Origin of the sequence: Marinobacter halodurans, assembly GCF_004327985.1 — a bacterium.
Lineage (GTDB): Bacteria > Pseudomonadota > Gammaproteobacteria > Pseudomonadales > Oleiphilaceae > Marinobacter_A > Marinobacter_A halodurans.
The window spans coordinates 47,044-73,102 of record NZ_SJDL01000004.1; the positions used below are offsets into that span (position 1 = coordinate 47,044).

At 57.6% G+C, this 26,059-nt stretch carries 18 protein-coding genes; 1 reads left to right on the top strand and 17 read right to left on the bottom strand.

The features are described from left to right. Nucleotides 1-12: 12 nt before the first annotated feature. From EZI54_RS03475 to EZI54_RS03555, 17 genes are all read right to left on the bottom strand, one after another. Complete coding sequence (locus EZI54_RS03475) at nucleotides 13-2,061, bottom strand: PAS domain S-box protein (RefSeq protein WP_131479073.1); 2,049 nt, start codon at nucleotides 2,059-2,061, stop codon at nucleotides 13-15. A 247-nt stretch (nucleotides 2,062-2,308) separates the two neighbouring features. Then, the gene (locus EZI54_RS03480) at nucleotides 2,309-4,378 is read right to left on the bottom strand and encodes a hypothetical protein (RefSeq protein ID WP_131479075.1); all 2,070 of its coding nucleotides are present in this window, start codon (nucleotides 4,376-4,378) and stop codon (nucleotides 2,309-2,311) included. A 29-nt stretch (nucleotides 4,379-4,407) separates the two neighbouring features. Continuing rightward, on the bottom strand, nucleotides 4,408-5,109 hold the full coding sequence (locus EZI54_RS03485) for a PilW family protein (protein ID WP_131479077.1): 702 nt from the start codon (nucleotides 5,107-5,109) through the stop codon (nucleotides 4,408-4,410). Next, nucleotides 5,106-5,546, bottom strand: coding sequence for a type IV pilus modification PilV family protein (locus tag EZI54_RS03490; RefSeq protein WP_131479079.1), 441 nt, complete (start codon nucleotides 5,544-5,546; stop codon nucleotides 5,106-5,108). The genes EZI54_RS03485 and EZI54_RS03490 overlap by 4 nt, the downstream gene beginning before the upstream one ends. Then, complete coding sequence (locus EZI54_RS03495) at nucleotides 5,524-5,988, bottom strand: pilus assembly FimT family protein (protein WP_131479081.1); 465 nt, start codon at nucleotides 5,986-5,988, stop codon at nucleotides 5,524-5,526. The genes EZI54_RS03490 and EZI54_RS03495 overlap by 23 nt, the downstream gene beginning before the upstream one ends. Continuing rightward, nucleotides 5,982-6,506 carry a type IV pilin protein gene (locus tag EZI54_RS03500; RefSeq protein WP_131479083.1) on the bottom strand — a complete coding sequence of 175 codons (525 nt, stop codon included), beginning with the start codon at nucleotides 6,504-6,506 and terminating at the stop codon, nucleotides 5,982-5,984. The genes EZI54_RS03495 and EZI54_RS03500 overlap by 7 nt, the downstream gene beginning before the upstream one ends. Nucleotides 6,507-7,228: 722 nt before the next feature. After that, nucleotides 7,229-8,890 carry an RICIN domain-containing protein gene (locus tag EZI54_RS03505; RefSeq protein ID WP_131479085.1) on the bottom strand — a complete coding sequence of 554 codons (1,662 nt, stop codon included), beginning with the start codon at nucleotides 8,888-8,890 and terminating at the stop codon, nucleotides 7,229-7,231. Nucleotides 8,891-9,683: 793 nt separating this feature from the next. Then, nucleotides 9,684-11,417, bottom strand: a complete 1,734-nt coding sequence (locus EZI54_RS03510) for a rhamnogalacturonan lyase B N-terminal domain-containing protein (protein WP_131479087.1) — start codon at nucleotides 11,415-11,417, stop codon at nucleotides 9,684-9,686. Nucleotides 11,418-11,744: 327 nt separating this feature from the next. After that, entirely contained in the window at nucleotides 11,745-14,564 is a 2,820-nt protein-coding gene (locus EZI54_RS03515) for an RICIN domain-containing protein (RefSeq protein ID WP_131479089.1), read from the bottom strand. Nucleotides 14,565-15,070: 506 nt separating this feature from the next. Further along, nucleotides 15,071-15,601, bottom strand: a complete 531-nt coding sequence (locus tag EZI54_RS03520) for a GTP-binding protein (protein ID WP_131479091.1) — start codon at nucleotides 15,599-15,601, stop codon at nucleotides 15,071-15,073. A gap of 8 nt (nucleotides 15,602-15,609) precedes the next feature. Further along, nucleotides 15,610-16,503 carry a hypothetical protein gene (locus EZI54_RS03525; RefSeq protein ID WP_131479093.1) on the bottom strand — a complete coding sequence of 298 codons (894 nt, stop codon included), beginning with the start codon at nucleotides 16,501-16,503 and terminating at the stop codon, nucleotides 15,610-15,612. Nucleotides 16,504-16,544: 41 nt separating this feature from the next. Then, the gene (locus EZI54_RS03530) at nucleotides 16,545-16,901 is read right to left on the bottom strand and encodes a roadblock/LC7 domain-containing protein (RefSeq protein WP_131479095.1); all 357 of its coding nucleotides are present in this window, start codon (nucleotides 16,899-16,901) and stop codon (nucleotides 16,545-16,547) included. A gap of 18 nt (nucleotides 16,902-16,919) precedes the next feature. Further along, nucleotides 16,920-17,321, bottom strand: a complete 402-nt coding sequence (locus EZI54_RS03535) for a roadblock/LC7 domain-containing protein (protein WP_131479097.1) — start codon at nucleotides 17,319-17,321, stop codon at nucleotides 16,920-16,922. A 484-nt stretch (nucleotides 17,322-17,805) separates the two neighbouring features. Further along, the gene (locus EZI54_RS03540; protein WP_131479099.1) at nucleotides 17,806-20,484 is read right to left on the bottom strand and encodes a hybrid sensor histidine kinase/response regulator; all 2,679 of its coding nucleotides are present in this window, start codon (nucleotides 20,482-20,484) and stop codon (nucleotides 17,806-17,808) included. Beyond that, on the bottom strand, nucleotides 20,402-21,565 hold the full coding sequence (nosP, locus tag EZI54_RS03545; protein WP_165495668.1) for a nitric oxide-sensing protein NosP: 1,164 nt from the start codon (nucleotides 21,563-21,565) through the stop codon (nucleotides 20,402-20,404). Before nosP ends, EZI54_RS03540 begins: the two co-directional genes overlap by 83 nt. Before the next feature lie 229 nt (nucleotides 21,566-21,794). Next, nucleotides 21,795-22,889 carry a porin gene (locus EZI54_RS03550; protein ID WP_165495679.1) on the bottom strand — a complete coding sequence of 365 codons (1,095 nt, stop codon included), beginning with the start codon at nucleotides 22,887-22,889 and terminating at the stop codon, nucleotides 21,795-21,797. A gap of 336 nt (nucleotides 22,890-23,225) precedes the next feature. Continuing rightward, the gene (locus EZI54_RS03555; RefSeq protein WP_341352843.1) at nucleotides 23,226-24,614 is read right to left on the bottom strand and encodes a WS/DGAT domain-containing protein; all 1,389 of its coding nucleotides are present in this window, start codon (nucleotides 24,612-24,614) and stop codon (nucleotides 23,226-23,228) included. A gap of 491 nt (nucleotides 24,615-25,105) precedes the next feature. Between EZI54_RS03555 and EZI54_RS03560 the strand changes: the two genes are divergently transcribed. Continuing rightward, the gene (locus tag EZI54_RS03560; RefSeq protein ID WP_131479105.1) at nucleotides 25,106-26,035 is read left to right on the top strand and encodes an alpha/beta hydrolase; all 930 of its coding nucleotides are present in this window, start codon (nucleotides 25,106-25,108) and stop codon (nucleotides 26,033-26,035) included. Nucleotides 26,036-26,059: the final 24 nt, after the last annotated feature.

Genomic DNA, 26,059 nt, shown 5'->3' on the forward strand with positions numbered 1-26,059 from the left:
GGGGTTGATGTACTACAGGCGACCAGAGGCGTCGACTCGCCAGATGTAGTTGGGGGAATTTTCCACCAGGGAGCGTAGTTGAAACTCGGTTTCTTTCAGGGGCGTGATGTCCCGCATTACCGCCAGCACCGACTTGACGTTACCTTCGGTCGTGAATTCGGGAACGAGGCGAACATCGTGATATTGAACATGCCGTTTACCCGACACCTCCAATCGAATGACCAGATGGGCCTCTATGCCACTATTCCGCACGGTCCGGCGGGCCTCCCGATAGGCGGACCGGTCAGTGGGCACGATTCGCTGCTCAAGGACCGAGGAAGTGGCTTCGTCACCTCCACCTATTAACTCGCGCAACACTGGATTGATATAGAAAGCGTTTCCACTCGAATCATATCGAATGACGCCGTCGGGCGAATGCTCTACCAATGCCCGGAATTCCTGTTCACGGGTATGCAGTAGTTTTTCCGCTTGCCAGCGTTCCGTGATGTCCCGGGCGATCAGTACAATGCGATGATAGCTACCGTTCGGGCAGCGTACGGGAATCATCGTGGAGTGTAAGATTCGCTTGCCGATGGGAAGGTCAAACCGGGCCTCACCCTCAACCACCTCCCCACGGGTAAGGCACTGGTGATAGTGAGCATTAATATTGGCGGCCAGTTCCGGGGTAAGTGAGGTGATCTCTTCCGTCGTTTTCCCCACCATCTGCTCCCGTGGGATGCCTACGGTCCTTTCCATGACCGGGTTGGCTTCCAGGAAAAGAAGGCGCTGATCCCCAGCGAGTTCCAGCAATGCCATGGCGTCAAGGGCATTGTCAAAAATGTCGCGATAGCGTTGTTGGCTTTCCCGAACCTGCCGTTCCGCCCGATGTCGCTCCAGGGCAATAGCGGCGAAATGACTGGCCCGCCGGGCAATCTGCTTGACGCCGGTCTCCGATGGCTGGCCGGTGGTCTTCAGGTAAATGCAAAAGGTGCCCAGTACTTCGCCGACGCCGCTGAGGATGGGGGTCGACCAGCAGGACAACAGGCCGGCATCAAGGATCACGCTCCGGCAGGCATGGAAATAGGGATGGCTGGCCGTGTCCTCGACCTGGATCGCCCGCTTCAGGGCTGCTGCCGTGCCGCACGCGCCCTGGCCCTCGCCGATTGGAACGGCACGGATGGCATCCAGGTATCGGGACGGCAACCGGTTGGATGGGCCCGGTTCCAGGTGGGTGCCGGCATCGTTGACCAGCATGATGGAGGCCACGGTCTCGGGGCAGATCTCCTCGACACAGTTCACGATCAGTTGGAGGCTCTCCGTCGGGGGAGCTCCCCTGGCCAGACCCTCCAGAATGCCATACCTCAATGCCTCCAACTGTTGCTTTTTCGAAACGTCGAGGACAAGGGCCATCATGCAGTTCGCCCCCTCGTGCTGGACCGGGACCAAACGGATATGGACCGGAAAGCGCTCGCCATTGCGCCGGAGATGATAGGTATCCAGAACCGGTGCACTTCGATGGGTGGTCCCGGCGGCACCCAGGTCACAGGCCCCGCTGTCGAAATTCGGGTCGATATCGGTAACGGACAGCTTAAGGAGTTCTTCCCACCCATACCCCAGGGTGTCGCAGGCTACCCGGTTGGCGCCCAGAATCCTGCCGTCGGCATCAATCAGGTAGGCAGCTTCCTGGATGTGATCGATGGCCAGGCTGGCGAAGGCCGGACTCGACCTGGAAGCCGGCGGGTCCAAGGCCGCCTCCCGCTCGGGAAAACCCGTCACTTGCAGGATGGCGCCCGTGGGTTCCGCCCCATCACCGAGTGGGGCGGTAACGCACGACAGCTCGACAGTCCGCCCGTCCTTGTGTCTAAAACGAAAGCGGCGGCCGGCCACTTCCCGGTCATGGCGATCATGGATTGCAACGGGCTCCGCCGCATCCTCCATCACGAAAAGGCGTGAACAGTCCCGCAGCTCGTCGCGCCGATAACCGAGCAGATGGGCGAATGCGTCATTGCAGTGGCTCAAATAATGCCCGTGCGCCAGGATGGCGCATGGCACGGGATATTGGTCGAAAATCGCTTCAAACATCGGACTGCATCGGCTCAAAGGATTAGGGAATCCATATACAGATGTGCCTGAAAGCCTTTCCCAAGACCATAATTATTGCACAGAAACTGTCCATACTGCGGCTGCTCATTTCTGCTATCGTCAGGATCGGGGCAAGTCGTTCCCTATATTCCAGGTTTTGGAGGGCATGAATCTCTCACCGGGAGAATGGGTACCCGTTTTATGAAGGTTATTTCCGATGGAGTTGGCGTCCTTGCCAAAGGACAGGTCAAAGGGCGCGTACCCGGTAGTCGGCCAATACCCGCTCCGGTGTTCCACCGCCACCGCCGACGCCCGTGAATGTCCGCAGTTGATCCTTAGCGAGCTTGCTGATGTCAACGATAAGTCCGCCCGCCGAAACCTGAGCATCGCCCTGATCGCCACTGTTCCGGTCGGCATTGAGCCCCACCGTCAAAGCGCCTGTAATGGTGGTCGTGCCGGAGCCGGTGTCGATGTCGATGTCGTCGCCGACGATGACGTGCCCCGCGATTGTCCAGGTGTTGGTACTGAAATCCTGGTTGGTCATGACGGCGTTGTTGGCCAGGGGAAATTTGGGCACGGCATTGCCGTCGCTATCCTCGGTCGTTACAAACTTACTGTTATTCTTATCGCTTTTGTCGCACAGCTGCCGCGGGTAGAAATCGTGGTCGCAGACAGCCGAGGGGGTCGCGAAATTGGGTGCAGTGAGGGCTCTGAGGCTCCGGCCGGCGGTGGTCAGGGTCAGGTCGCCGGTGCTGAGCAGGGTGTTGTACAGCGGGATATCGTACAGGGCCGAGGAACTGGAATCAGATATGCCGTTCAAGGTGAACTGGGTGGCCGCCAGGTTTTTCTTGTCGGGGTCGCCCGTTCCGCCGAACAGGATGATACCCTGCGGGAGAGCAAAGAGACCGGTAAAGGTCCAGCCGTCCTTCGCATTGGCCCCTTGCGTACACCGACTTCCGCCTGACCACCAATTGCATTGCAGGAAGGCATGGCCGTCCAGGGTCCGCACATCCGTTTCCCTGAGATTGATGGTCTGGTCGATAGGGGTGCCGCCCCCCTTGCTGTCGCTGACGTTGACATTCTGGATCTTGAGCATGGGATCGCCCGAAGTCTCGTCGAAATAGAAAATGTAGTTCGCCTGGTCGATCAGGTTATTGACGTCGAAGGCAGTGACATCGACATGGCATTCGGGAAACCCCGCCAGTCCAGGGCTGACGTGCGGCTGCTTAACGCTTAGATTATCAATGGGGTCTTTAACAACGGAGCCGTGGCTCTCGCCGACCCGCACATGGCCGGCGATGGTGCTGGGCTGGTCAAATATGGGTAAGTGGTGAATGCTGCTGACAACAAAATCGCCGCCCCCGGTCAGTGTACCGAACTGCCGGTGGGACGGACCGCCATTACCCAGGTAGAAATCGTTGTTGACCTTGACTTCGGTGAACCTGCCACCGGGATTGACGTCGATGTTGTTCGCATGCATGAAATCCACGGTATCAATACCGGCGCCACTGATGGAAATATTCCCATTAGCCTTGATGGCCTGATAGCTGCCCCCACCACCATTAATGCTGATGTTTTTCCCCCATATGGAAATATCGTTCACATCCTGGCCCTCGACGGTGATATCCCCGCCGGAAGAGTACAGGTGGCCGTGATCGGTAATACCGCCGCCACTAATGATGACATCCCCCGTCGCGCAGCCGGAAATGTCCGAGGTGGCCGCGGACTGCATGATGATGTCGCCGTTGACGGCGATATTACGGTAGTCGCTGTTACCGGCGACGCTCAGGCCACCACCACCGATGTTCAGGTCGCCATTAAAAACCAGGGGGGTTTTGATGACTTGCGGGGTAGGCGGATTGTTCTGGGTAATCCGGTAAACCACCTGCAGGGGGGTGTTGCTGTCGGCGCTACTCCCCGTGACGTCGAAGCAGGCAACCGTGTTGTTGCCGCTGGTACTGGAACAACCGCTCTGGTAATTCGCCACCGCGATATTCGTGCTGCTGCCGACCTTACTGAACTTCAGGTTGCCGAGGCCGTTCAGGAACGCGTCCAGGCTGGTATCCGGATCCTTGTTCAGGTTGTTGTTCAGGTAGGTGGTCAACGCCTGAACACCGGCCCAGGCATAGATCTCGGACTGGGTCTGGGCGTGCACCGTCATCTGGCTCTTTTGGGAGCCACGCACATAGGACATGGTCCCCATGGCAACCACCGTGGCCGACAGGCCAGTCAGCAGCACCAGCAGCAGGGCGGCAATGCCACGTTGGCGGTGAAGGCCATGCCCTGGAATAACGACGGTTCTTTTCCACTTGGCCATAGAATTCTCCGGGTATGACATTGCTCGAGTTAGAAGTTGATCAGGCAGGTGGTGGATACCTGGGCCGCTCCAGCGGCGTATCCGTTTGCAGCCAGGGTGACGGTGAATCTGCCAGTATTGACGGGCGCGGTGGCCAGGCCCGGCGGCTGGCAGTCGCTGCGGGCCACTGTAACCCCGACCCGCCCACTATTCGCCAGATTGGCTGAATCGACCTGTGGCGGGGCAATCAGTGTCGTGCCGATTTGCCAGTTATTGTTGCTGCCGGTCAGCGGCGTTGCGCTGCCGGTGGAGGTCAGGGTGAACAACCCGCCCGTAGCCGGCGCGTACAACCCTTCCAGGGTGCCGTCGCTGCGCCACAGCAGGGCCCAGCCGGTTCCCGCTTCCACGGCTGCTCCCAGGCTGGCACCGGCAACAGGTTTACCGCCAAGAGCGCCGCCTTTCTTGTCCAGGGCGGCCTTCAAGATCAGACGCAGGTCCGGGCCATAGCCGGGACTGGAGGCATTGGCGGCGGCGGAAAAGCCGGCGCCCTGGAGCAGTTTGTGCGCTGTCAATAGGCCGAGTTGAACATCCCCATCCAGGCTGGCTCCCACCTTGACTTCAACACTGTTCCGGGTAATGCCCTGAAACAGGGACAGGATGGAAATGATAGCCACCAGAGAAATCAACAGGGTGACCATCAGTTCCACCAGGGAGAACCCTTGTTGCTGGGCGGTGCGCGCGCTCACTCTCATGGTTTCATCACTACCTGTCCGCCGAAGAGATCCCGGCTGGTGTCGTCGTTGTTTGTGGCTATTTGGGGGATAGGAACATTGACATTGTCAGCTGCGAATCCCTCGGCGTCCGATGTGATCTGGATCGCCGTATCCTGGCTGTTGCATTGGGCGGACACCGTGATCCCGGTATCCGTGCCGACCGGCAGCCTGGAATTGACGGTACCGGCGCCATTGCACCGCCCGCTCATGATCTGGTTGCGCATTTGGCCGACCGTTAAGCCGAGGACATTCATGTCTTTCTGCGCCACCGCCGATCGGCCCATGAGATAGGCCATACCCAACCCGATGATGGCGGTGAGCAGCAAAGTCACCAACGCCTCGATCAGGCCTATACCCTGTTGCCGTTGGGGAGCGTACGCCATCCAGGAGTGCTTATTGCAAGGTGCCACTTTCACTGGGGCCTCCTTTAATGGTTAGCGTGTAGTTCAGACATCCGAGATCCGTCGGCAGGCCGTTGGCGGTCAGGTCCACGGTGTTGGGAACCGCACAACTTGCCGCGTCACCCAGGGTGACCGTGGTATCCGCTTCCACCTGGCCGGACCACAGGGTGACAACCTTGGTGCCGTCATCCGGGTCCGGATGGCCGACCGATAGGCTGGTGCCATTTACTCTCAGGGTGGCGGCGACCGCCTTACCGCTGACGTTGGCCGTATTCCGCAGGGCCAGGACGCGCGCCGTGGCATAGCCTTCCATGAGCACATCGTGGGCATGATTCAGGTGAGTGTTCCTTACCCAGCCCCCTCCCAGGGGAACCGTAAGCAACGCGAGGATCATGAGGATGGTCATCACGACCATCAGTTCGATCAGCGACAACCCCCGCTCACGGCGCCTTACCATGATGTCAGACCGCCACAACCGGAACCGTTATTGGACGTACGCACATTGGCATTGCTCAAGGTGAGCACGCAGTCCTTGTTGACGGTGCCTCCCCGGCCGGTTACGGTGAGCTTGTAGATTCGCCCCTTATCCTTGCCGGTTTTCAGTACGCTCAACGTATAGGTGAAATTGTCCGCTTCGGCGGGTTGCCACAAGGAGTTGGCTGGCAGGTCCGATTTGCTGTCCACACCGTTCACATAGCGAATGGTGTCGCTTGTCGATGTTGTGGGGAGGTTCACACCGTCAGGTAACCCGGTAGCGTCGTCGTAGGGGTAGCGAAGCTGGCGCTGGTAGATGTTTTCCATAACCAGGCCCAGCGCCACCAAATCACCGGCGGCGGCTTTGGCATGACTGCTCTTGACGTAATTCTGATAGCTCGGAATGGCGATGCTCGCGAGAATCGCGACAATCACCACAACGATCATAAGCTCTATAAGGGTAAAGCCCCGCGCAGCTCGTCGGCTGTGCAGGGAAAACATAGTCGGCACATCAGGCTCCTTTCGATCACCTAGCTCGACGTTGGTTTTGGCAGCCGGAATCGGCAAAAACCATAAAGCGGCATGGTGTGTGAGAAGCCATCACCTGGATAGTCGGGAATTTCTTTTTTTATACAGGATTTGAATGACGCGTCGTCAGAAAATACTGACCCGCCAATCTGAAACTTTGTGGCCGAACATGATTTTTCGGGTTGCCAAGTGCCACCAACTATCTGCAGATAGCTGGTATTCAGTCCGCACCGCAAGAGGGTCGCTGTCAGGTAACCGGCATATCGTCGGATTCCGTTGATCCGTCCGACGATGCCAGGCTCGCGGGGAACCAGCCAATACAAGCCGGAAATGCCGCCCATGCCCATAGGTCCAAAGAGGCCCGGCGAGTTTACCAGGACTCTTCTCCGGTCCAGGCTGACACCACACAGAACCGAGCGAATCCTGTCACCCCGGAACCCTTTGAGGTGTTTGCGGGCGAGACATCGAGACTTCCCGACCCGGCACTGCGATGGTTCGGCCCGCACGCCCTCCATTCGGAAGGCCGCTGCACCCGGGCATTATACTTAACCGAAAGCTACGCCGCTGCAGGACCTGCCAAGGGACGAAGAAGGCAAGACCTTGAGGGATCAGGGGTTAATCTGATTGAGGACGATAACGTTTAGGTACCGGGCACCCTCTCCTTGGTTGCCCGGCACTACTCACAGGTTTTTCAATTACTGGGGGCCGGTACCTTCCAGCACTATATCAAACGCTGCGTCTTTTGCCTTTTGCAGTTTATAAATATAAGGCACGCTCCAGTTCAGTGGCCCAGTATCATCCCGGGCACTAATGCGGTTGTTTTCAGGAACCGGATTGCCATTGAAATCATCGACATAGATGTTGGTGGCTTTGCCTGAGTCTATACGAGTGGTGCTGTCCTTCGTTACCAGCCAATGAGGGTTGTGGGTATCCGCAAAGTAATTGCCTTCACTCTTTACCTGGGAACCGTGGACCACGGCAATGGCATGACCCGTGATTCCTTTCCACAGGTTGTTGAAGATATGCGCGCGGGAATTTTCGCTTATTTTGGGGTTGCGTCCGTTGCTATAGCGCCAGTAATTGTGGTGAAAGGTAACCTCGGAATTTTGAGCGAAGCCGACATAGGGGTCCCTGCCTCCGCAGTAATGAGGATTTAGTCCTTCGAAACGGTTCCAGCTCAAGGTTACATTCTTGCTGTTGTATATGTCCGTATGGCCATCACTGATCATGCTGGTTTCGACGTGATCAACCCAGACGTTTTTGGTGTCTATCATCGAAATGGCATCATAGCCCTCGATCACGTGGGGGTTGACATTCTCAATGGCCAGGTTGCGGATAATAACGTTTTCTATATGTCTCAGGTCGAGGGTGACCCCTTCCAGTTTGGAATTGGCCCCCAGACCCACCAGCGTTTTATTTGACCCGACTCTGATTATTCGATTATCAAGTGTTGTTTTTTGCTTGTCCTTGAACATCCGAGCTTTCGGGTTGTTTCTCGAGTGGCCGGCAAAAAGCGAGGCACAGGTATTGCTGCCCGGAATCCAGAGAATCTCTTTATCAGGATTTGTTTCCCCATTTGCGTTACCGCAGGTAAATCGGCATGCATATACCGTTCGCGGCGGGGCGTGACAGTCAAGGGTTTTATCCGGCACCTGAATAACCTTCGGGCCCTTGGAGCTCAAGGCAGTTGCCAACTTGTCGCAAGTGTCTGCCAGTTCTGGAGAGGCGTTACCTCCTCCCGTAGTGCCCTCGGCAAAGCCTATGGGGCCACTCTCGCCGCCCTTGTCGCCGCCGCAACTGCCGTTAACGGGATTGAAATACCAGCTTTGGAGGGAGGCCTTGCCGTCTGGCAGAGCACCTCGCTGGTACACTTTTGCTCCATTGACGTCCTGGGCCACGGTAACCAGCTTTCCGGACCGACGTGACTGGATCTTGATGCTGCCGTTGTCGGCCTGGATGAATTTCCACTGCTGGTTGTCGCCTCCCCAGTAGTCCCATTGCAGGATCCGCGCACCATCATCGGTTGACCGCCCAGCCACATCCAGGGACTTCCTAGCGTCGCCGTTAGTAGGGTGGATGACCCAGTAACCGTTGCCAATGCTGGAAACCTTGAACTGCTGGTTTGTCCTGCCATTTTTTTGCCATAGATTAATAATGGCCCCGTTTTCCCTGGAGTCGTTCGCAACATCCATATATCGACCGGTAGACTCGTTGACAATGTTATAGACATTATCGTTGGTCGGCATTTCGGTACAGTTGTTCGCCTGGGCCAGGCCCGAGAGGAGCAAGCCTGCCGCGGTGGCAAGTAATCGTGCGCGATGGGCAAGACTGGTTTTCCTTGCGGCTGTTATTCTCATTTTATTGAGCCTCTTTTTTGATAGTTTCCGAGTTGTCTGTTCGTTATCTGTCCTGTTTCCAGCCGCACCAGCCTAGCATCGAAGAAGTCGGCGCTTGACCAGTGCCCCGTCTGGTTAATTCACTGACCTACTGCGTACCGCTGACGTCTCTGGTCAAGGCGCCAGCCCGCCGGTGTGGTGGTTCCACATCAAGGGTTGGCAACGCAGGTCCAGAGGCGTCAGCGGTGCGCCCTTCGGGAGCGCCTGAACACTTTGATAGCGGTGTTGCGGCAGCTCGATTTGGAACCACCAAACCTTCGCTACCGCGCCTTGCTCTCAAAGCGTTCAGGCGCTCAGTAGATCATCGAATTAACCAGACGGGACACTAGACCATAGGCTGTCAGAAAGAGTGCACTAGGCTGTCGGGAAATTCCCAATTCAACGCTAAAAGTATGTAGTCGGCTCTGCAAAAGCGACGCTATTAAGTAACTGGCATGCCGCCGGATTCTGTTGAGCCGTCCGGCAATGCCAGGACTGACCGGAAACCAGCCAATACAAGCCGGAAATACCGCCCATTTTCATAGGACCAAATTAGCTTTACTTGGTTAAGCCCAGTAATTGCACTGGACTTTGTCGTTATAAGACGGTGATCTGCCACACCCCAGGCAGCCACCCAACGTTACTATGTTCATAACGGTTATCTGGGTACGCTGCAGGAGAAGAGGGTACAAATCAGGAAACTGCCTGGAAGATGAGCCAGGCCCCGTTTGGGAAGCATGCGACTCATCTTCCTGGTTTATAGATGGTTTTCTGATCAGCGGAGCAAATCAATACTGTCGACACTGAACCCAGCGGACAAATACCCTGAGCCTCCTGACCCACTGATAACGCTGATGGTCATCTTGTTCCAGTCCCCGGGATCCTGGCGCCAGGCATCGGCAGGTATATCGAACTGGTGGGTATGGTTGTTGCCACGGTATGTCCCAATCGTCAACGTTCGCGTGTTGGGTTGCTTCGAAGGTTTCTCATAGAAGCTTGACTGCCACTTCCCATTGAGCCGCACCAGGGGCCGCGCCTTGGCAAAAGCACAGGTTATACCGATCCGCAGTGTGTGGGCTTTGGCCAGTTCAGCTTCGCTGAGTTTGAAGTAGATCACATGGTCGTTGTTGATGTCCTTCCACAGGTAGGCAGGAAACTTCGAGGCCTGGTCCCGGCCGACAATGTAATTTCCAGGGTCCCAGGTCGGGATACGGCTGTCCGAAGGGTGCATGGTGGTCAGGACGTCCCCGTTGAGCATCTCCAGGGGCGTGCCGTCCCATTCGCCAATGCGCCAGATGGCAGCATCGAAGCTGGGGTCCTTGTTGATGTCGAGGGTGTTAAGCAGGGTTTTGCCGCCAGCTTTAACCGTTACGGCATTTTCCCCTTCAAGGCGAAGGACTTCCAGCTCGTTTTTGTAGACCGTTACGTCATAGGTGCCCGGAAGCATATCGGTAACCTTGAAGAATCCATCACTGGCATCCGCCCAATATTGAGCTCCGTATTGAGATCCGTATTGACCTTTGTGGCTGGCAAATCCGACCGTGTATTCATAGCGACTGTCCTTGCCATTCAGGCCAACGCCGGCTACCAGTCCGCGTTCGGCGGGAGGAACAAATCCTTTTAGATCCATCTTGCTGAACCAACTTGTGTCCAGGTTGGTATCCGGGGCGGAACCATTGGTCACGACAAAGGTATAGCTATTCAGGATGCCGGTGCGGAACTTTTCAGTCTGAGCCTCGCCATAATTGACGATGTAGGTCAGTTGCTGTTGTGTATCGGTAGCCTGGTTCAACAGGCTGCGGTAGAAGGGGCCACCCGAACCGCCTTCGTACCGGTCCCGGACGATCCACATTCCCACATTGCCACCCCTTGCCCCGATAAAGGACCAATCTTTGAGCCGCTCATTGGAATAATGCTTTGAGCGAGTCTCGCCATTGGGTAGTCCGAAAATATCGCTGGCTTCAATGGCGGGGTAGTTACCGCGTATATCGGACGGTTCCGGCCCATTGGGGACCATGTCGGAATTCAGCCGGAGGATGTATCGAACGTGGTTGTGAATATCGGGCTCTCGCGTGAAATAAGTCGCCATGTATATGTGCGGGTACCCTCTGCGTGCCATGTAATAATGCGTCAGGTCGCCTGCTTGAACGGTGATTTTGATGAAGTCTTCCCCACGGGTTGTTGCCTCCACATCGACAGAAGTAACACCGGAATAGAGCCAGTCAAACCCGGCGTTTACCTGCGAGCCGCGGGTGCGATTGTGGTATTCCACCCCCTGGTAATTAATGGAGACGATATCCCCAGCTTTCAGGGTTCCCCAATTGGTGCGCCGTACCTTAAACGTCAGGCCAGCCCCGGTGTCGACGGTATAAATATCCGGGCTAACATCAAGGCCGAAGCCTGCCGAGGCAAAACCCGGAAACAACAACGCCAACCCGACAATGAGGCGACATGAAAGCCTGGCTAGCCACGCAGGATACTGAATACCATGAAATTTTCGTTCAATCATCAAGTGAGTTTCCATTATCTCGTTTATAGGTACGTCTCTATTTTCGACTTCCCATCAACGATGAAATCGTGCCTTGAGAGGTTTTGTTTGAATAAACGTGTTGGTTACCACCCAGCCCGGATTTCTCATGACGGGAAAGAAAGCAACTGAAAGTGTTAATGTTTAAGGGCTTTACACCAAAATCAACACGAACAGCCACTTTCCAAAACAATGCCTGATAAACTGGCCTTTACGCCCCTGTCTCGCCGTCAACTTGGAGCCGCTTCTTCCTCTGGACGCCTGAGTGCTTACGGCTTTGGCGCCCTGCTCGCTGAGAGTTCTCCATGATCATTGCTTCCCTGTCGAGACCAGGCTCAGGCTATCGATGTTTGCACCGCTGTTTCCGGTGGTCTGAAGACGGATAGCGTGGGTGCCGGCTGATAATTTCACGTTTTCTTCTTGGCTGGCCCAATGGCTCCAGCTTCCGGTCGTGCCAAAGGGCAGTGTCTGGATCGGCGTTCCATCAACCAGCAGCTTCAACGGGCGAGAGCCCTTGTGGCCCAAGGCGTAACGAACGCTCATGGCGTAGGTATCCGCCTCAGGGATATTCACCGTCCACTCAAGATGGCCTTCTCCCACGAGGTTCACAAAGCCGCTTCCGGAATAGCCGCCATAATTAGTGTCGACCCTTGCGTTACGCCAATCACCATCTTCGGCCTGCAGTCGAAGTCGACGACCGCCCATCGCGACCAGATCGTCAATCTCGGCGGCCGTCAACGCACCACTGTACAGGCGCACATCATCCACCAATCCGTCTAGCCAGGGGTCATCCTTAAATTGGGATCGCCCCACCCAGGCTTGATCGAGTACACCCAGTTGGGCCGGCGTCTGCCTCATCGACTCCCTACGCGCGACTTCCTCGCCGTTGAGGTACAACACGGCGGTTGAACCAGACAGGGTAACGGCCAGGTGCATCCATTCGCCAATGACCGGCGTTCCGCCACACACTTCGTCAGCCATGCGGACATGGTGCTCGCCTTCCCCAACCCCAAGCTTGGTGATGACAAAACACGCCTGCCTGTCGCCGCTGTACGGCACCAGGGTCATGAAGCGCTGGGTATCACTTCCTATATCGAGCAGTCGCTGCCACTTTTTACCCTTATCCAGTTTGACCCAACCCGCCATCGTAAAGTCGTTCAAGTTCGAGAACAGGCTTCCATCCATTTCCAGGAAGTCATCGACGCCGTCCATGACCATGGCCTTTCCAATCACGCCTTCTGCCGCGCCGCTTCCCTGGTTGTCGAAGGTCAGGTTCAGGAGCAGCTCATTGCCCGCTCTCACAGCAACGCGATTCGACGGCTCACTTTCCCCTACCGGGGATATGGCAGTAACTTGATAGTAATACCTTTTTCCGTCCTGAGCGTTGACATCGGTGTAGGTCAAAAGCTCATCAGCCCCGCGGGAGGCGATCAGCCTGTAAGGGCCCTCCGGCGATTCAGAGCGTTTCAACCGATAACTTTCAGCACCGGCCGCCCCCCACCAGGACAGCACCACCTCTCCATTCAGGATCGTGGAAGTCAACCCTCGCGGGGCACCGCCCAGCGGATAGGGATCAAGCGATTCGGTGAGAGTGCCCCAGGATGGCTGGTCGCCTCCAAGGCTACGAACGAGGGATTCAGGCTGAAGCTTCTCCGCCATTTTTGTCGTCCAGGGCGCGGCAATACCCAGTCGGTTCACATAGTGGTTATAAAGCAACGCCCAGCCAGGCCTTGCATGGCCGTGATTATTGGCTGAATTAGCCTTCTGGTTGACATCGTCACAGTTGTTGTAGGGTTTGAAGGGAACTTCTTCCATCAAGTTGTACTTGGCGATATATTCAGAGATTGCCAACAACTGATAGTTGTTATACGCGAATATATCGTCTCCCTGATTCCAGGCCATTTTCGCGATCGCCCCGAACGTGGCCATGCCCAGTGTCGTATGCCCCTGGTCGCGCCCACTTTCCTGATACTGCCCCATGTTACCGGGGTGTCGATAGGTCAACAGATAGTCCAAGGCGCCGTTGCCCTTGCCATCGTAAAGGTAATCCAGCGCTTCCAGGTATATGTCTTCCCGGTCTGTGAAAATACCGATGGCCATGATCGATGCAATGCTGGCCAGATCCCAGTTGGCCCAATAATGGGAGATGCAAGTACCGTTGTGTCGATTGAGGAAGTCGGTATTGACCGGATAGAACACGTCCAGCAGCATGTCGGCAAAACGCTTTTGATCCGCCTTGGACCAGCCTTTGTAAGTCCGCATGATGTCAGCGGTATTGGCCAGTTGATACCCATAGAATCCGGTCAGAGCCTTGTCATGACCGTTTATTTTTTTCAGTTTTGATGACCAGGCATTCAGGAATTTAACGGCCTGTTCGGCATAAGCCGTATCACCGCTGACTTTCCAACGAATGGCCGATGCATTAGTCACCCACAGGTCGCCGAAGAGTTGTCCGTAGTTACCACTCCGACCACGGGTCATCGTTGTCAGCGGGCGTGGCTTTTCCCTCCGTATTTTAGAGTAGGAATCACCAATCATGGCCTTCCAGCCCGACAGCCAAGGTTCCTGTTTATGGGCGACCTTGGCTCGCATGCGGTCAAAATCGGCTTCAGTATTCAATACGCCGGGATGTTTGAAAACTCGCTCGAATTTCCATTGCTGATCATAGCCACCACTGGCGTTGTATTGGCGTATGTCTCCGCCATTGCTACGGCTACCGTCTTTGACGCCGAGATATAAGCCGCTGTGCTTAGATGTAATCGTGTAGTAACCCGAGCCTGAGGGCGAAATTTTCCAGATTTGGTTGTTCTTTCCCTTATAAGTCCACTGGTGGACGTTTACATCGCTTTCCTTGCTGTCTCCGTAGGTGCTAATCGCCTTACGGCTATGAACAGCCCTGATCAGGTAATAATCGCCCCCTTTATTTATGATTTCGAATTGTTGGTTTTCGCCCCCGTGGTATTTCCATTGATTCACATTGGCCCCATCACTCCTACTTTTTTCGGAAACATCCACAGCCAACCCACTGAGGCGGGATGTTATGATGTAACGCCCATTTGGAAGAACCTGGGCAGAAGCCAGATTACACACCAACCAGCCAACAACGAACAAACATGCCCTTTTAAACATAAAATACCTTTATTATTAAGTTTGATAGCCGATTTCTCCAGATTATCCAGGCGATCCTGAAAGACAAATAAGCACCAATATATAAAGATGCTGGAACCATTTTAGGGTTTCATTTCTTCGCAAATTCAACCAGGACAAAAGCAAATCAGTCGCTGCTGTCTCATATCCGAGAGCTTCATGACGATAGTAGTGGCGTGATTGCCCCCGTATGCATGAGGGTCGAGCGGCTTCATAACCCCAGTCTGCGGCGCAGAATTACTGCTCAAGACAGGAAGCTGTCCACTGTTTTAGAACCGTCGTGGAAATGGAGGTAGAGCCCCAAGTCGCACAGGCGGCGGGCCTCTAGCCAGTCAAGCATCGGCATGGAGCTTCACGGGGTGCGATGGCTGCACATATCAATGACCTCCACGGGGCAAACCAAGGGCGAAATGTGGGGCTAGTGGCCAGCGGCAGATCGATCCAGTTTAGAGTCACTGTGACCCTCTGGCATTGTTATAAAGAATGAATCAGCGGTTCCGGGCTCGAGATACCAGCAATAATCGCAATAGCTGTTTGACGTCAACTTTCTCTCGAGCATCTATCGAAAGCATTGGAATGGCGCCCACGCATCCTTTCACCACTTGCCGCAAGCGATTCAGGGAAAACCCCTCACTACGGTCGGTCTTGGTAATGCCGATAACGAGTAAAAGGTTCGGATTGAATGAGGTCAGGGACTGCAGCCAATGTTCGACATCCTCATAAATGTGCTCGGAACTTGCATCCAGCAGCAAGATTGCTCCCAGTGCGCCATCCATAAGAATTTCGCGCATGAATTCCAAGCGCTTCTGGCCAGGTAAACCATAGAGATGGATAATCTCACCATCCAGTTCCAGATAGCTGTAGTCCATAGCCACGGTAGTGGTTACCTTTTCTCCAATAAGCCCGCCGGATAAAGGTGCCTCAGTTTCAACCGGGGTTGAAGTTGAGATCACACGGATGGCTGTTGTTTTCCCTGCGCCGACCGGGCCGGCGAATATCAGTTTGTTGTGAATATTCACCGATTCCCCTAAATCCCCAACCAGCGCCGCAGCGCACCGACAACGCCGGTATTTTCGCGGGGACTTTTTTTTGTTTGAACAAATGCCGAGGGCACGTTACTGGAGTTCTGTTCGAGCAGCCCCGCTACGCGGCAAGCGTGAAGAAAGGACGCCACCACCGCTTCAGAAGATACCGACCCGAGCTCATCCAGCGCCATATGGCTACCCTTTAGGATCGCTGACAAATTTGCAACTTCACTGCCATACCGTTTGCTATGGATGTCCGGCCACCCCGTCAAGGTTACCGTTCCTGGGTGGGGCCAAATAACACGGTCACGCGCAACAAGTGAGTTGAAAACAAAGCTCTCAATGCTGATGCACACCTCTAGCTTGCGGGCCTCCGAAGCCGGCGGGGGAGCCATTACCTTGACAGGGCGGCGATGACTCAGGAAGTAAGCTATAGTGGCCAGGTCTCGATGAGCGCCGGCCCGACACAGTCCCGTGTCAGCCTCAACCACTATTGCCACATTTCCGGCAGCCAGACGCTTTCCCCGGGCCAGATCAAGAGTTTCAAGCGTGATACCGGTTGTGCCTGACTTGGCGCCGAACAACTCCTCTACAAGCCGGAAGTAGTCGACGATCGGGCGTTCCCGGTTAATAGAGCGCTCGCCTCTCAACTTGGTGGATGGCAAATCCTCACGATCACTGACCACCACCACCGGAATACTTCGGCGACTGGCAATTTCCGCAACGCGCTGACCAAAGCCATTCTGACGATCAACGATAACCAAATCGACACCAGTGCCTTCCCACCGATTCAACACGGGCTTGAAGCCTTTTCCACGCAACAAGTCTGCTACGAGATTGAGCTTTCGCACCATGCCTTCATCACAGCCAGCGTGGGCAATTCTCAGGCGCGTCATTGGATGGAGTCCTTTTACGTTGCCATCTTCCGGAAGGCTGTTTAGCTAAAATCCACGCTCTTCTCGAAAGAACGCAGACTATATCGGGCCATGGCAAGATTGGCCTTCGCTTTGTCCATAATCAGGTAAAGGAAGATTGAGCTATTGGTCTCCAGCGGGCGAATCAGATGGTACTGTTTGGACAACGTAATGAGCATGTCTTCTACGAAGTCTTCAAACCCAAGCGAATCAACAACTTTCATCTTTGTTTTCAGCACATTGGCATCACCTGCGGCTGAAAGCTCCAAATAAATGGCAGAGCCATCACCGGCCATCAGCATGCCTGATTCCACATCGACCAGCGCTGCCGCCACGTAACCATCAAGATTCTGTAATTCTGAAAACTCGATCTTTGCCATTATTTATACCTTCGGGCGTTATGCGGTAAACTGCGTAATCTTTTTACCCAGGCTGCGGGCAATGTGTAATACGGTTGCCAGGTTACTCTGCTCTCCACTGGCAAGGCATAATTGGTAGGGTTTCCCATACAATTCCAGACGAACCATGACCACGTTGCCCTGGATGCAGGACAGAGCAATTTCTCCATTTGGAGATCCCAGCACTTCCTGGCAAAACCTTTGGGACAGAAACAGCAGGGCACTGGAAAGCGCTGCCTGACGGGAAGCTTTTTCCTGATTCTCGCAAGTAGAAACACATAAACGACCATCAGCCGCTGCCAGCAGCGCCACCCCCCCTTCTAGAGAGGCCAAGCACTGATACATTAGACTTCTGGCAGCTCGAACGCTTGCATCGTCAATAAATACAGCTTGCTTACTCAACAGTTATTCCTACAGATCCCAAAATGACAGCCATACCACGAAAGTAAATATTGATCGTGAAGTGGACCCAGAAACCTGGACAGGCGTCCAGATCGCGTCGTCGCGCGAGTCGAAACCACAAAACAAGGCAGCGAACCTCAGCGAGCGATAGACAACGCCAAGTATTTCGTACAGCCTGCCGTAACTTCATCACCAAACGTTATGGTGCGGGAGAGCCAGTTGCCTGAATAGTCGGGGGATTCTGGTTTTCTATGGGACTTGGATGACACTGAAGTCAGAAAATACCGACCCAGGTACCCAAAAGGCTTTCTGGTGTGCAAGAGCGCACTCTCGACAAGGTAACCCCTGATGACAAGGATTGGGCAAGCGGAAAGCTGTCCGCAATTAACTGCTAACGAGAAGGAATGGGAAACGAACACCATCGATGTCTTAGCATCGATACTCTCAGTAAGCCGGCGAGAGCACCGAACCGCATGATTGCTCTTTACCTGCCGACAAACGTCCTCCTCCCCAACAACAGATGGTTCAACACACTCCTTAGCTTCAATGGCTTCACCGGCTTGTTGATCAGGTGATACCCGAGGCCGCGGATGTGCTGCTTGAGTTCGTTGGTGTAGTTGGCGGTGATCATCACCACCGGCACCGCGTCGTCACGCCGGGCATGGATGGCGGCCACGGCGTCGACGCCGTTTTCGTCGTAATCCAGGTGGTAGTCGGCGAGTATCAGGTCCACCGGCGAGTCCGCAATATCCAGCTGCGCGTCCAGATCGTCCACGGACACCGCCGTCACCACCTCGCACCCCCACCCTTCCAGCAGCGTGCGCATGCCATCGCAGATGGACCGGTCGTTGTCGATCACCCAGACCCGGCTGCCGTCGAGGGAATGCGGGCTCACCAGTGCGGACGCGTCGGACGGCTGCTGATCCGGTCGCAGTTGCCCGAGGGGGACTTCCACCGCAAACATGGATCCCTTGCCTTCGACGGAATGCACGGTGATGCGGTGATCCAGCATCCGGGCGATCTTGTCGACAATGGCCAGTCCGAGTCCCAGACCCTTGTCCTGCGGCGCGCCGGCCGGTCGGATGCGCTTGAACTCCTGGAAAATCTCGGTGAGCTTGTCGGCGGGAATGCCCGGCCCGGTGTCCCACACTTCCAGCATCACGCTGTGGCGCTTGCGGCGGCAGCCCAGCAGGATGCGGCCTGCGCCGGTGTAGCGGATGGCGTTGGTGAGAAAGTTGCGCAGGATGCGGGCCAGCAGTTGGGAGTCGGATTCCACCACGGCCGACGATGGCACGAAGTGCAGGTCGATCCCTTCGGCGGTCGCCATCTGGCGGAACTCCCGGGCAATGTTGTTGAGTAGGTCGCGCAGGTCGAAGGGGTTGACGTCCGGCTTGATGACGCCGGCATCCAGCTTGGAGATGTCCACCAGGGTGCCCAGCAGGTTTTCCACGTCGTCCAGCGAGGTGCTGACCGAACGCACCAGCCCCTCCGCCCGCGGGCCGAAGGATTGCTCCATCAGGGCACTGGTGAACAGGCGCGCGGCGTTGAGCGGCTGCAGCAGGTCGTGGCTGACGGCGGCCAGGAATTTCGTCTTGGACAGGTTGGCCCGTTCCGCTTCCATTTTGGCGTCCCGCAGCCGGGCCTCGATCACCGCCCGCTCGCTGATCTCCTGACGCAGTTTGTTGTTGAGCCCGGTAAGAGCCGCGGTGCGCTCCTTCACGCGCTGTTCCAGATTGTCGTAGGCCTGCTGCAACGCCAGCGCGGTACGGCGGCGGTCGGTGATGTCCCGGATCAGCACGAAGAAGCCGATCACGCTGCCGTCGCTGCCCCGGTTGGGCACGTAGGACCGCAGCATGTAGCGTTGCTGGCCGCGGGCATTGCTCTCCTCGAACTCGAAGGTGACGTTGTTGCCGGCCAGCGCGTCCTGCATGTGCGGCATCAGGCGGTCATAGAGTTCCGGCGTGTGCACGTCTTCCAGATGGCGCCCCAGCAGCGACTGGCGGCCATCGCCATACCAGGCCTCGTAGACCTTGTTGCAGAACTGCACGGTCAGGTCGGCGCCCACATAGGCGATCAGGGCCGGCACGTGATCGGTGACCACCCGGATCCAGCGCTCGCTTTCGCGCAGGGTTTCGGCGTAGCGGTAGCGCTCGGTGATGTCGGTGTAGGTGTTGACGTAGCGGCCGTCGGCCATGGGGTGGGTGCGGATTTCCAGCACCTGGCCGTCCTGGGCACGGTGCTCCATCGCATGGCAGGGGTCGCCGGCCTCGTCCACACTCTCCGGCGTCAGCAGCGGGATCTCGGACAGCGCCATAAGGGCGTCGATGCGCCGATCCTGTTTGACGTCGCCGGGCGAGAGGCCGGTGAGCGATACGAACCGGTCGTTCCAGATCTCCGGCATACCCGCCTCATTGACCAGCACCACCCCCTGGGACAGGTTGTCCACGGTCGACTGCAGCAGGCGGGATTTTTCCGCCAGCGCCCTTTCGCGGCGCTCGTCCTCGGTGTTCTTCACGTCGGTGATATCGGAATACAGGATCACCAGCCCGCCCTCACGGGTGGGTCGCTCACTCACCTGCACCCAACGCCCGTTGGCCAGGCGATAGACCACCCCGCCGGACTGGCTGTCGCGCTGCTCTTCCACCACCAGGCCGGTTTCCACGGCGAGGCGTTTCATGTCGGCGATCGCCACGCCGGGCCGGATGGCCTCGCCATTGTCCGCCCAGTAGCTGCGGAAACGGCTGTTGGTCAGCACCACGCGGTGCCGGTGATCGAACAGGACAAAGCCGTCAACGATGCTCTCAATCGCGTCGATCAGACGCTGACTGGCGGTTTCGGCGTCTTCCCGGGCGGCGATCAGGGCGCGGTTGCTCGACTTGAGCTCGGCCATCGCCAGGTTGAGCGCTTCGGTGCGCTCGCGGACCTGTTCGGCCAGCACCACCGAGTGCTCGAACGCGGCATAGGGGGCCGGCTTGTGGGCACCGCTGGATTCCACCCGGGTGATCAGCGCGTCCCGGATGGTGCGCAGGCGCGCGTTCTCGGCTTCCAGCTCGGCGATGCGCTGATCCCGCGCATCCGGCTCATTCGCGATCGGCTGGGGGCTGGCCAATGACCACTCCGGTAAATGTCTGGTTGATGTGCATACCGTCAAACTGCTCGCCATAGGTGTTGAAACCAATCACCCGATGCTCGACGAGGAAATCGGAGGTTTCCTGGACAAAGCCCGAATACTCGGCTTCCAGCCGGCGCAGGAAGCAGTCACAGCCAATGGTGAGCAGCGGTGGGCCGACCTCTTCTTCGGCCAGGGCCAGTTGCTCTCGCAAGTTGGCCAGCAGCGGTCCGGGGCGCATGGCGGTGAGCACGATGCCGGTCTCCACGGCGCAGTAGAAGGTCAGGCTGCCATCGGCATTGACCCGCTGCACCGAACGTACGAAGTACTGGTCGCCGATCCGCACCGCCATGGGACGCAGGGCAAACACCTTGCTGTCCAGTTCGTCGACGCGAATCCCCGCGGCCCGGGCGTAGGCTTCCGCGGCCGGTTCGGCGTTGAGCTCGTAGACGGTGCGTTGCTCGCTATCGGCGCGGGTGACCACCAGTTTGTCCTCCCCTTCCCGCATGTGATGGGTGGAGAACACGCGAAAATCCAGCGAGGTGTTGATCATCAGGACCACGGCGGCGCTGGTGTGGAAGGCGCCCTGGAAATAGACGTGGGTGTTGGCCAGCCGCTCATCGTCGCCGGCGGACCCGCCGAAATGGGGAATGCTGCCCAGGGCCGCATTGAGGGTTGCGAGCACCAGCTCTTCCCGACTGGACAGGCCGTCCAGCAACGTGATGGCGAAGGTATGGCCTTTAACCGGCGCCAGGGAGGCCTCGCGGAAGGTGGCCAACAGGTTGTCCACCAGGCCCTGGGCGTCCTGCAGGCTGAACTGTTCCAGTTCGCCAATCAGGGCACAGTCGACGGAAAAGTAGCGGCGATCGAAACCAATCGCGGTAATGCACCCTCTGCCGTACCCGTTCGGCGTGATTTCACCGGCCGAGGTGCAGCCGGTCACCTGGATGTCCGGAAAGACGTGTTCCAACGCGATACCCAGCCGCGCCAGGTCATATTCGGCGGAACAGAAAAACAGCACACAGGCCAGATCGGGGTGATAAAGCTGGCTGGCCAGGCTGGTGGCCGCCAGCTGCGGATCGCGGGCATCGGAGCTGGCCACGCGGACCGGTGCAACGGAGGTAACGGGAAGCATGGCAGGGCGCTCGCAACCAGGATGTTTCCACTCCGATTCTACGCGCTCCAGCCAGGCGTCCAATTCGACTTCAGTGCCACTGCGGGCATGATGCATTCGAACGTAGGCCATTGATTCCAAAACTCTGGTGAAGCCAATCAATACCCGTGCCGCCGCACTCGGCCGGAAAAACGACACTTTGGTAGTAGGCGGCCGGCCAGGATAGCCGGCCGCCTGCTGCCCCGTGGGGTCAGAACATCACGATGGCGCCCAGGGCGATGGTGTCTGCGTCGGCGGCATCGGCACCGGTGGACTTGGTGGTCTGTTCGAACATGTTGTATTCGGCCACCAGCTTGAAGTTGCTGTTGATGTCGTGGAACAGGCCGATGGAGGTGTTCTCGGTCTCGAAATCACCGATATCGGAATCCGTCTCGCCATAGGACAGCACCAGCTTGTTGGAACCCAGCTGGTAGGCTCCCTGCACCAGGAAGCCGTCTGCATTGTCTTCCGGCAAGGCGGCGGCCTGGTTGGTGATCAGGACGGGCGGATCGCCATCCGAGTTGAAGCCGGAGGCGGCCAGGGTCAGGCCGGCCACGCTGGCTTTGAGACCGTAGCCCACAGCGGATGAATTCACCTCGGTATCGGTGGTGTCGCTCTTCGAGGTCTGGTAGCGGCCGTTCACCCAGGCGGTCAGGGCCACGCCGTTGAGATCCATGTTGTAGGTGATCTCGGATTCGAAGCGGGGCGCTTCCTCATAGGCGTCGGAACCGGCAGTCGAGGCGGGGTCCAGGATACCGGCCGCGATGTTCAGGCCACCCATATCCGGAGACCGGTAGGTGATCTGGGCGGTCGGTGTAGGATAGGCGTAACCGGTGCGGATGTTGCCGAACGATACGCCACCCGGCGCGCCCGGCGATCCGAAGCCCATCAGGATCTCATCCAGGAAGATGTTGTTGCGGGAATACAGGCCGAAGTCCTTACCGATCAGCACCTGACCGAAGCTGCCGTCCACCGTGGCGTAGAACTGCCGCACGTCGATCGAGGTGTCGGTGGGTGAATCCAGGCTGTCATTGATACTGGTCCAGAAGGAGGATCGGCCGCCCAGGGTCAGGTCGCCCATTTCCTTGCTGAAATTGAAGCCGATGGTATTGGGCAGGAAACCCATCTTGACCCGGGACTGGCGCACGTCCGCGATGTTGTCGTCCCGGTTCACATAGAACGCGTTGAAGTAGCCGTCCGCAGAGAAAGTCGTTCCGTCCTCGTTGTAGAGCTCAACGGCCGCATTGGCCTGCGCCGTCACACCCGCAGCGATCGCGAGCACGAGAAGCTTCTTGTTGTTCATCATAGCCCCCAGATGTTGTTGTTCGATCATCAGGGCCACCGGACAGCGGCACCGGTCGCCCTGGCTGGCATCCGTCGGGATGCGCAGGCTCATGGTCAACCAGGGGCCATGGGGGGGGAAATGCGCCAAGAGCGCTGGTTTGAACGTCTTTTGGGAGGTAGCGGGGAAGCGACTTTAGCCGTACGACCACACCGGTCAATGGTGCTAAGGAGCCTGCCAAGGGCTATCCGAATGCGGCCCGGACCATTGGCGGCGAACCGCGTCGGTGTGCTGTATCACCTGCACCTGCAGTCTTCAGAGCGCGCAGAGACGATTCAGGAGTTAACCAGGGGCTCCCTGCTACTGCCAGCCCTGCAGGGCGTTGACGCAGTCGTCGAGGAAGGGCTTGGGGTCGGCCATGACCGCCTCGTCGGCCACCACGCCGAACTGTACGCGACCGGCGTAGCTGACGATGCTGACACCCAGCCCGATGTCGCCGGACTGGGGCACCCAGAACATCTGCTCCCGCACCCGGCAACCGGCCAGGTAACGCGACTCGGGCGTGCCCGGGACGTTGGAGACCACGGCACTGGCCTTGCGACAGAACAGGTCCGCCACCGGCTGCTGCCAGGTTTTCGGCAGCAGCCCGGCCGAGCACATCAGGCCCCAGGAAATCCCCGGCTGCCAGGAGCGCTTGAGGCGGCGTGTCTCGTGCTTGACCCGGTACAGGCATTCCAGCGGGCTGTGGGCGTCCACCGGCAAGGGCACGAACACGGTTCCGAACAGGTTGCCCAACTCACCGGGTTCGGGTTGAACCGAGTCCGGCAGCAGGCCGCGGATATCCACCGGCACGGCGGCGTGGAGCATGACCTCATCCAGGTCCAGCTCGTCGCCTTCCAGTTGTTTGCGCAGGGCCTGTGCCACGCAGGCCAGCAGGACATCGTTGATCTTGCAATGCGTGGTGTTGGCAATGTGGCGGAACGCCGCCAGCGGAATCGGCGCCGACCAACGGCACTGGCGTCGTCCCAGCAGCCCGGGCTTCAGTCGCGTGGGCGTGTCCTCCGGCTCCAGGACGTACTGGCTCAGCTCGTTGACCAGTTTCAGGCCGTTCCAGGCGGCTTTTTCCAACTGCTGGCGGTGCTTCGACAGCGCGTCCACCGGGGCATCGGAGGGGGCCACGTCCTCCACGCGGCCTTCATCGGCCAGGGTGACCTGGGTCTGTAGCCAGTGCCATCCGGCATCCAGCCAACGCCGGCCGCCGGAGACCCGCTCGCCTCCCGCCAGATCCGCCGGTAGCGCATCCGGCACCGTCGTGGTCAGCGCGTTGAACAGTTCGATCAGGGACAGGCCATCGGCGTAGCAATGGTGCATCCGCAGCAGCAGGGCGGCGCCCCCCTGGGCCCGGGGAATCAGCCAGAAGCCCCAGCGTGGCCGATAGTCCGGCATCGACTGGTTGAGACGGGCCGACAGCCAGTCCTGCAGGCGGGCCTCGTCCATGGGCTCGGGTTCGACGTGGAAATGGTGGCGCAGGCGGAACAGATCGTCCTCTTCCCAGACCCAGGCCGCCCCTTTGCGGACCGGCCGGCAACGAAAGCGGGCAATCCGCAACCAGTGATTCTCGAGGAAATGACGGAAGACGGGCGCGGTCAGGCCATCCACCCGCAACAGGACGGTAATCGTCATGGGATTGGCGGGAGATTCCATGGACAACCAGGCGGCATCGACGGGGGACAATAAGCTGGATTCCATGTGACTCAACGTCTGACCCTAACTGATGCGGTAGCTGAACAACGTCCCGGCGGTTGTTGTTGGTGCCGGTGACTTTCCCATGACAGGCAAAGCATTGTGCCAGACATGCAGGACCCGCTCCATATCGCCTGCGGCAAACTGCAGAACCCGTAACAACGCGATATTACAAAAAATAACCCGCAAGCGGACGGACATCCTTATACTCGGGGTAACAGAAAGATTGCACCCTAACTTGTCATATCGGGCCTAAGCAGGCTTACGACCATCGTCTAGTCCATGCCCTAAACCCCTGATTATTCGTGCTATAACTCCGAGTGACCGAAATGGCGGCGAAAACGGGGTAATCCACGCCATTAAAGGTCTGGGATAATGGGTTAGTGTCCGAGACGAGACACCGGAACTGACCGGGTGCATCACACAACGTTAAGCCGTGCCGCTCATTGCTGACGTATCAACAGGCAGGGCATCCAACCCGGATACGGGAGGCCAACATGAAGGCAAGTCACGTACGTAAGCTGATCAAGCCGATCGACAGCGCCTATTCGGAAATGTTTTCCGGCCACGTCTATCGCGTGGGCAAGGGCGCCGTCTCCGTGCGTAACCACAGCGGTGAAGCGGAGCAGACCGTGATCGGCGTTCACGGCTTCCTGGAAAACCACTGCTATTTCACCCAGGCCTACGAAGCACCCACGACCGAACTGATCCTGCTGACCTGCAGCAACTATCACATTCCGGTGAATGGCGTGACGCCCGAGACGCCGGAGTGGGAAGTGCCGATCAGGCACCTGGAAGCCACCATCGAATACGATGCCTGCATCCTGAACCAGGCCCTGGCCAACCTGCCGACGACCGAACGCATCCGGGTTCACGGCCATTCACGCGGCGGTGCGGTCATCCTCGAAGGCGTGCGCCAGCGGCCGGAACTGTATGAGAATGTGGAGGTGGTGTTGGAAGCGCCGGTGCTGCCCCAGGCCAAACTGCATGCCCTGGTCACCACCTTGCTGGAGCCGGTCAGCCACGGCATGTGGCCCTGGCTCATCCGGCTGATCAACTCGGCCCCGTCATCCACCTACGGCCAGACCTTCTTCGGCAAGATGAACCCGCGCAAGAAACAGCTGCTGAGCCACCTGTTCTCGGCCACCCGGGATCACCTGACCATCGTGCGTAACATCGAGAACATCATGGCGTGGATGGAGCGCACGCCAACGGACGTCTATGAGGACATCCGCTATGGTACCTTCCTGATTCCGCAGGTGGACCGCATCCTGGATCGGGGCGCCATGCTCAACAGCGCCAGCCAGAGCCCGACCACCATGCGCATCATCGAAACCGAGGCGCCCAGCCACTTCATCACGCTGGACAGCAAGGAGTGGATTCCGTCTCTGGAGACGTTGCCACAGGCATCGTCCGGGATTGCTTGAATCCGCTCAGTGACTCATACCCGA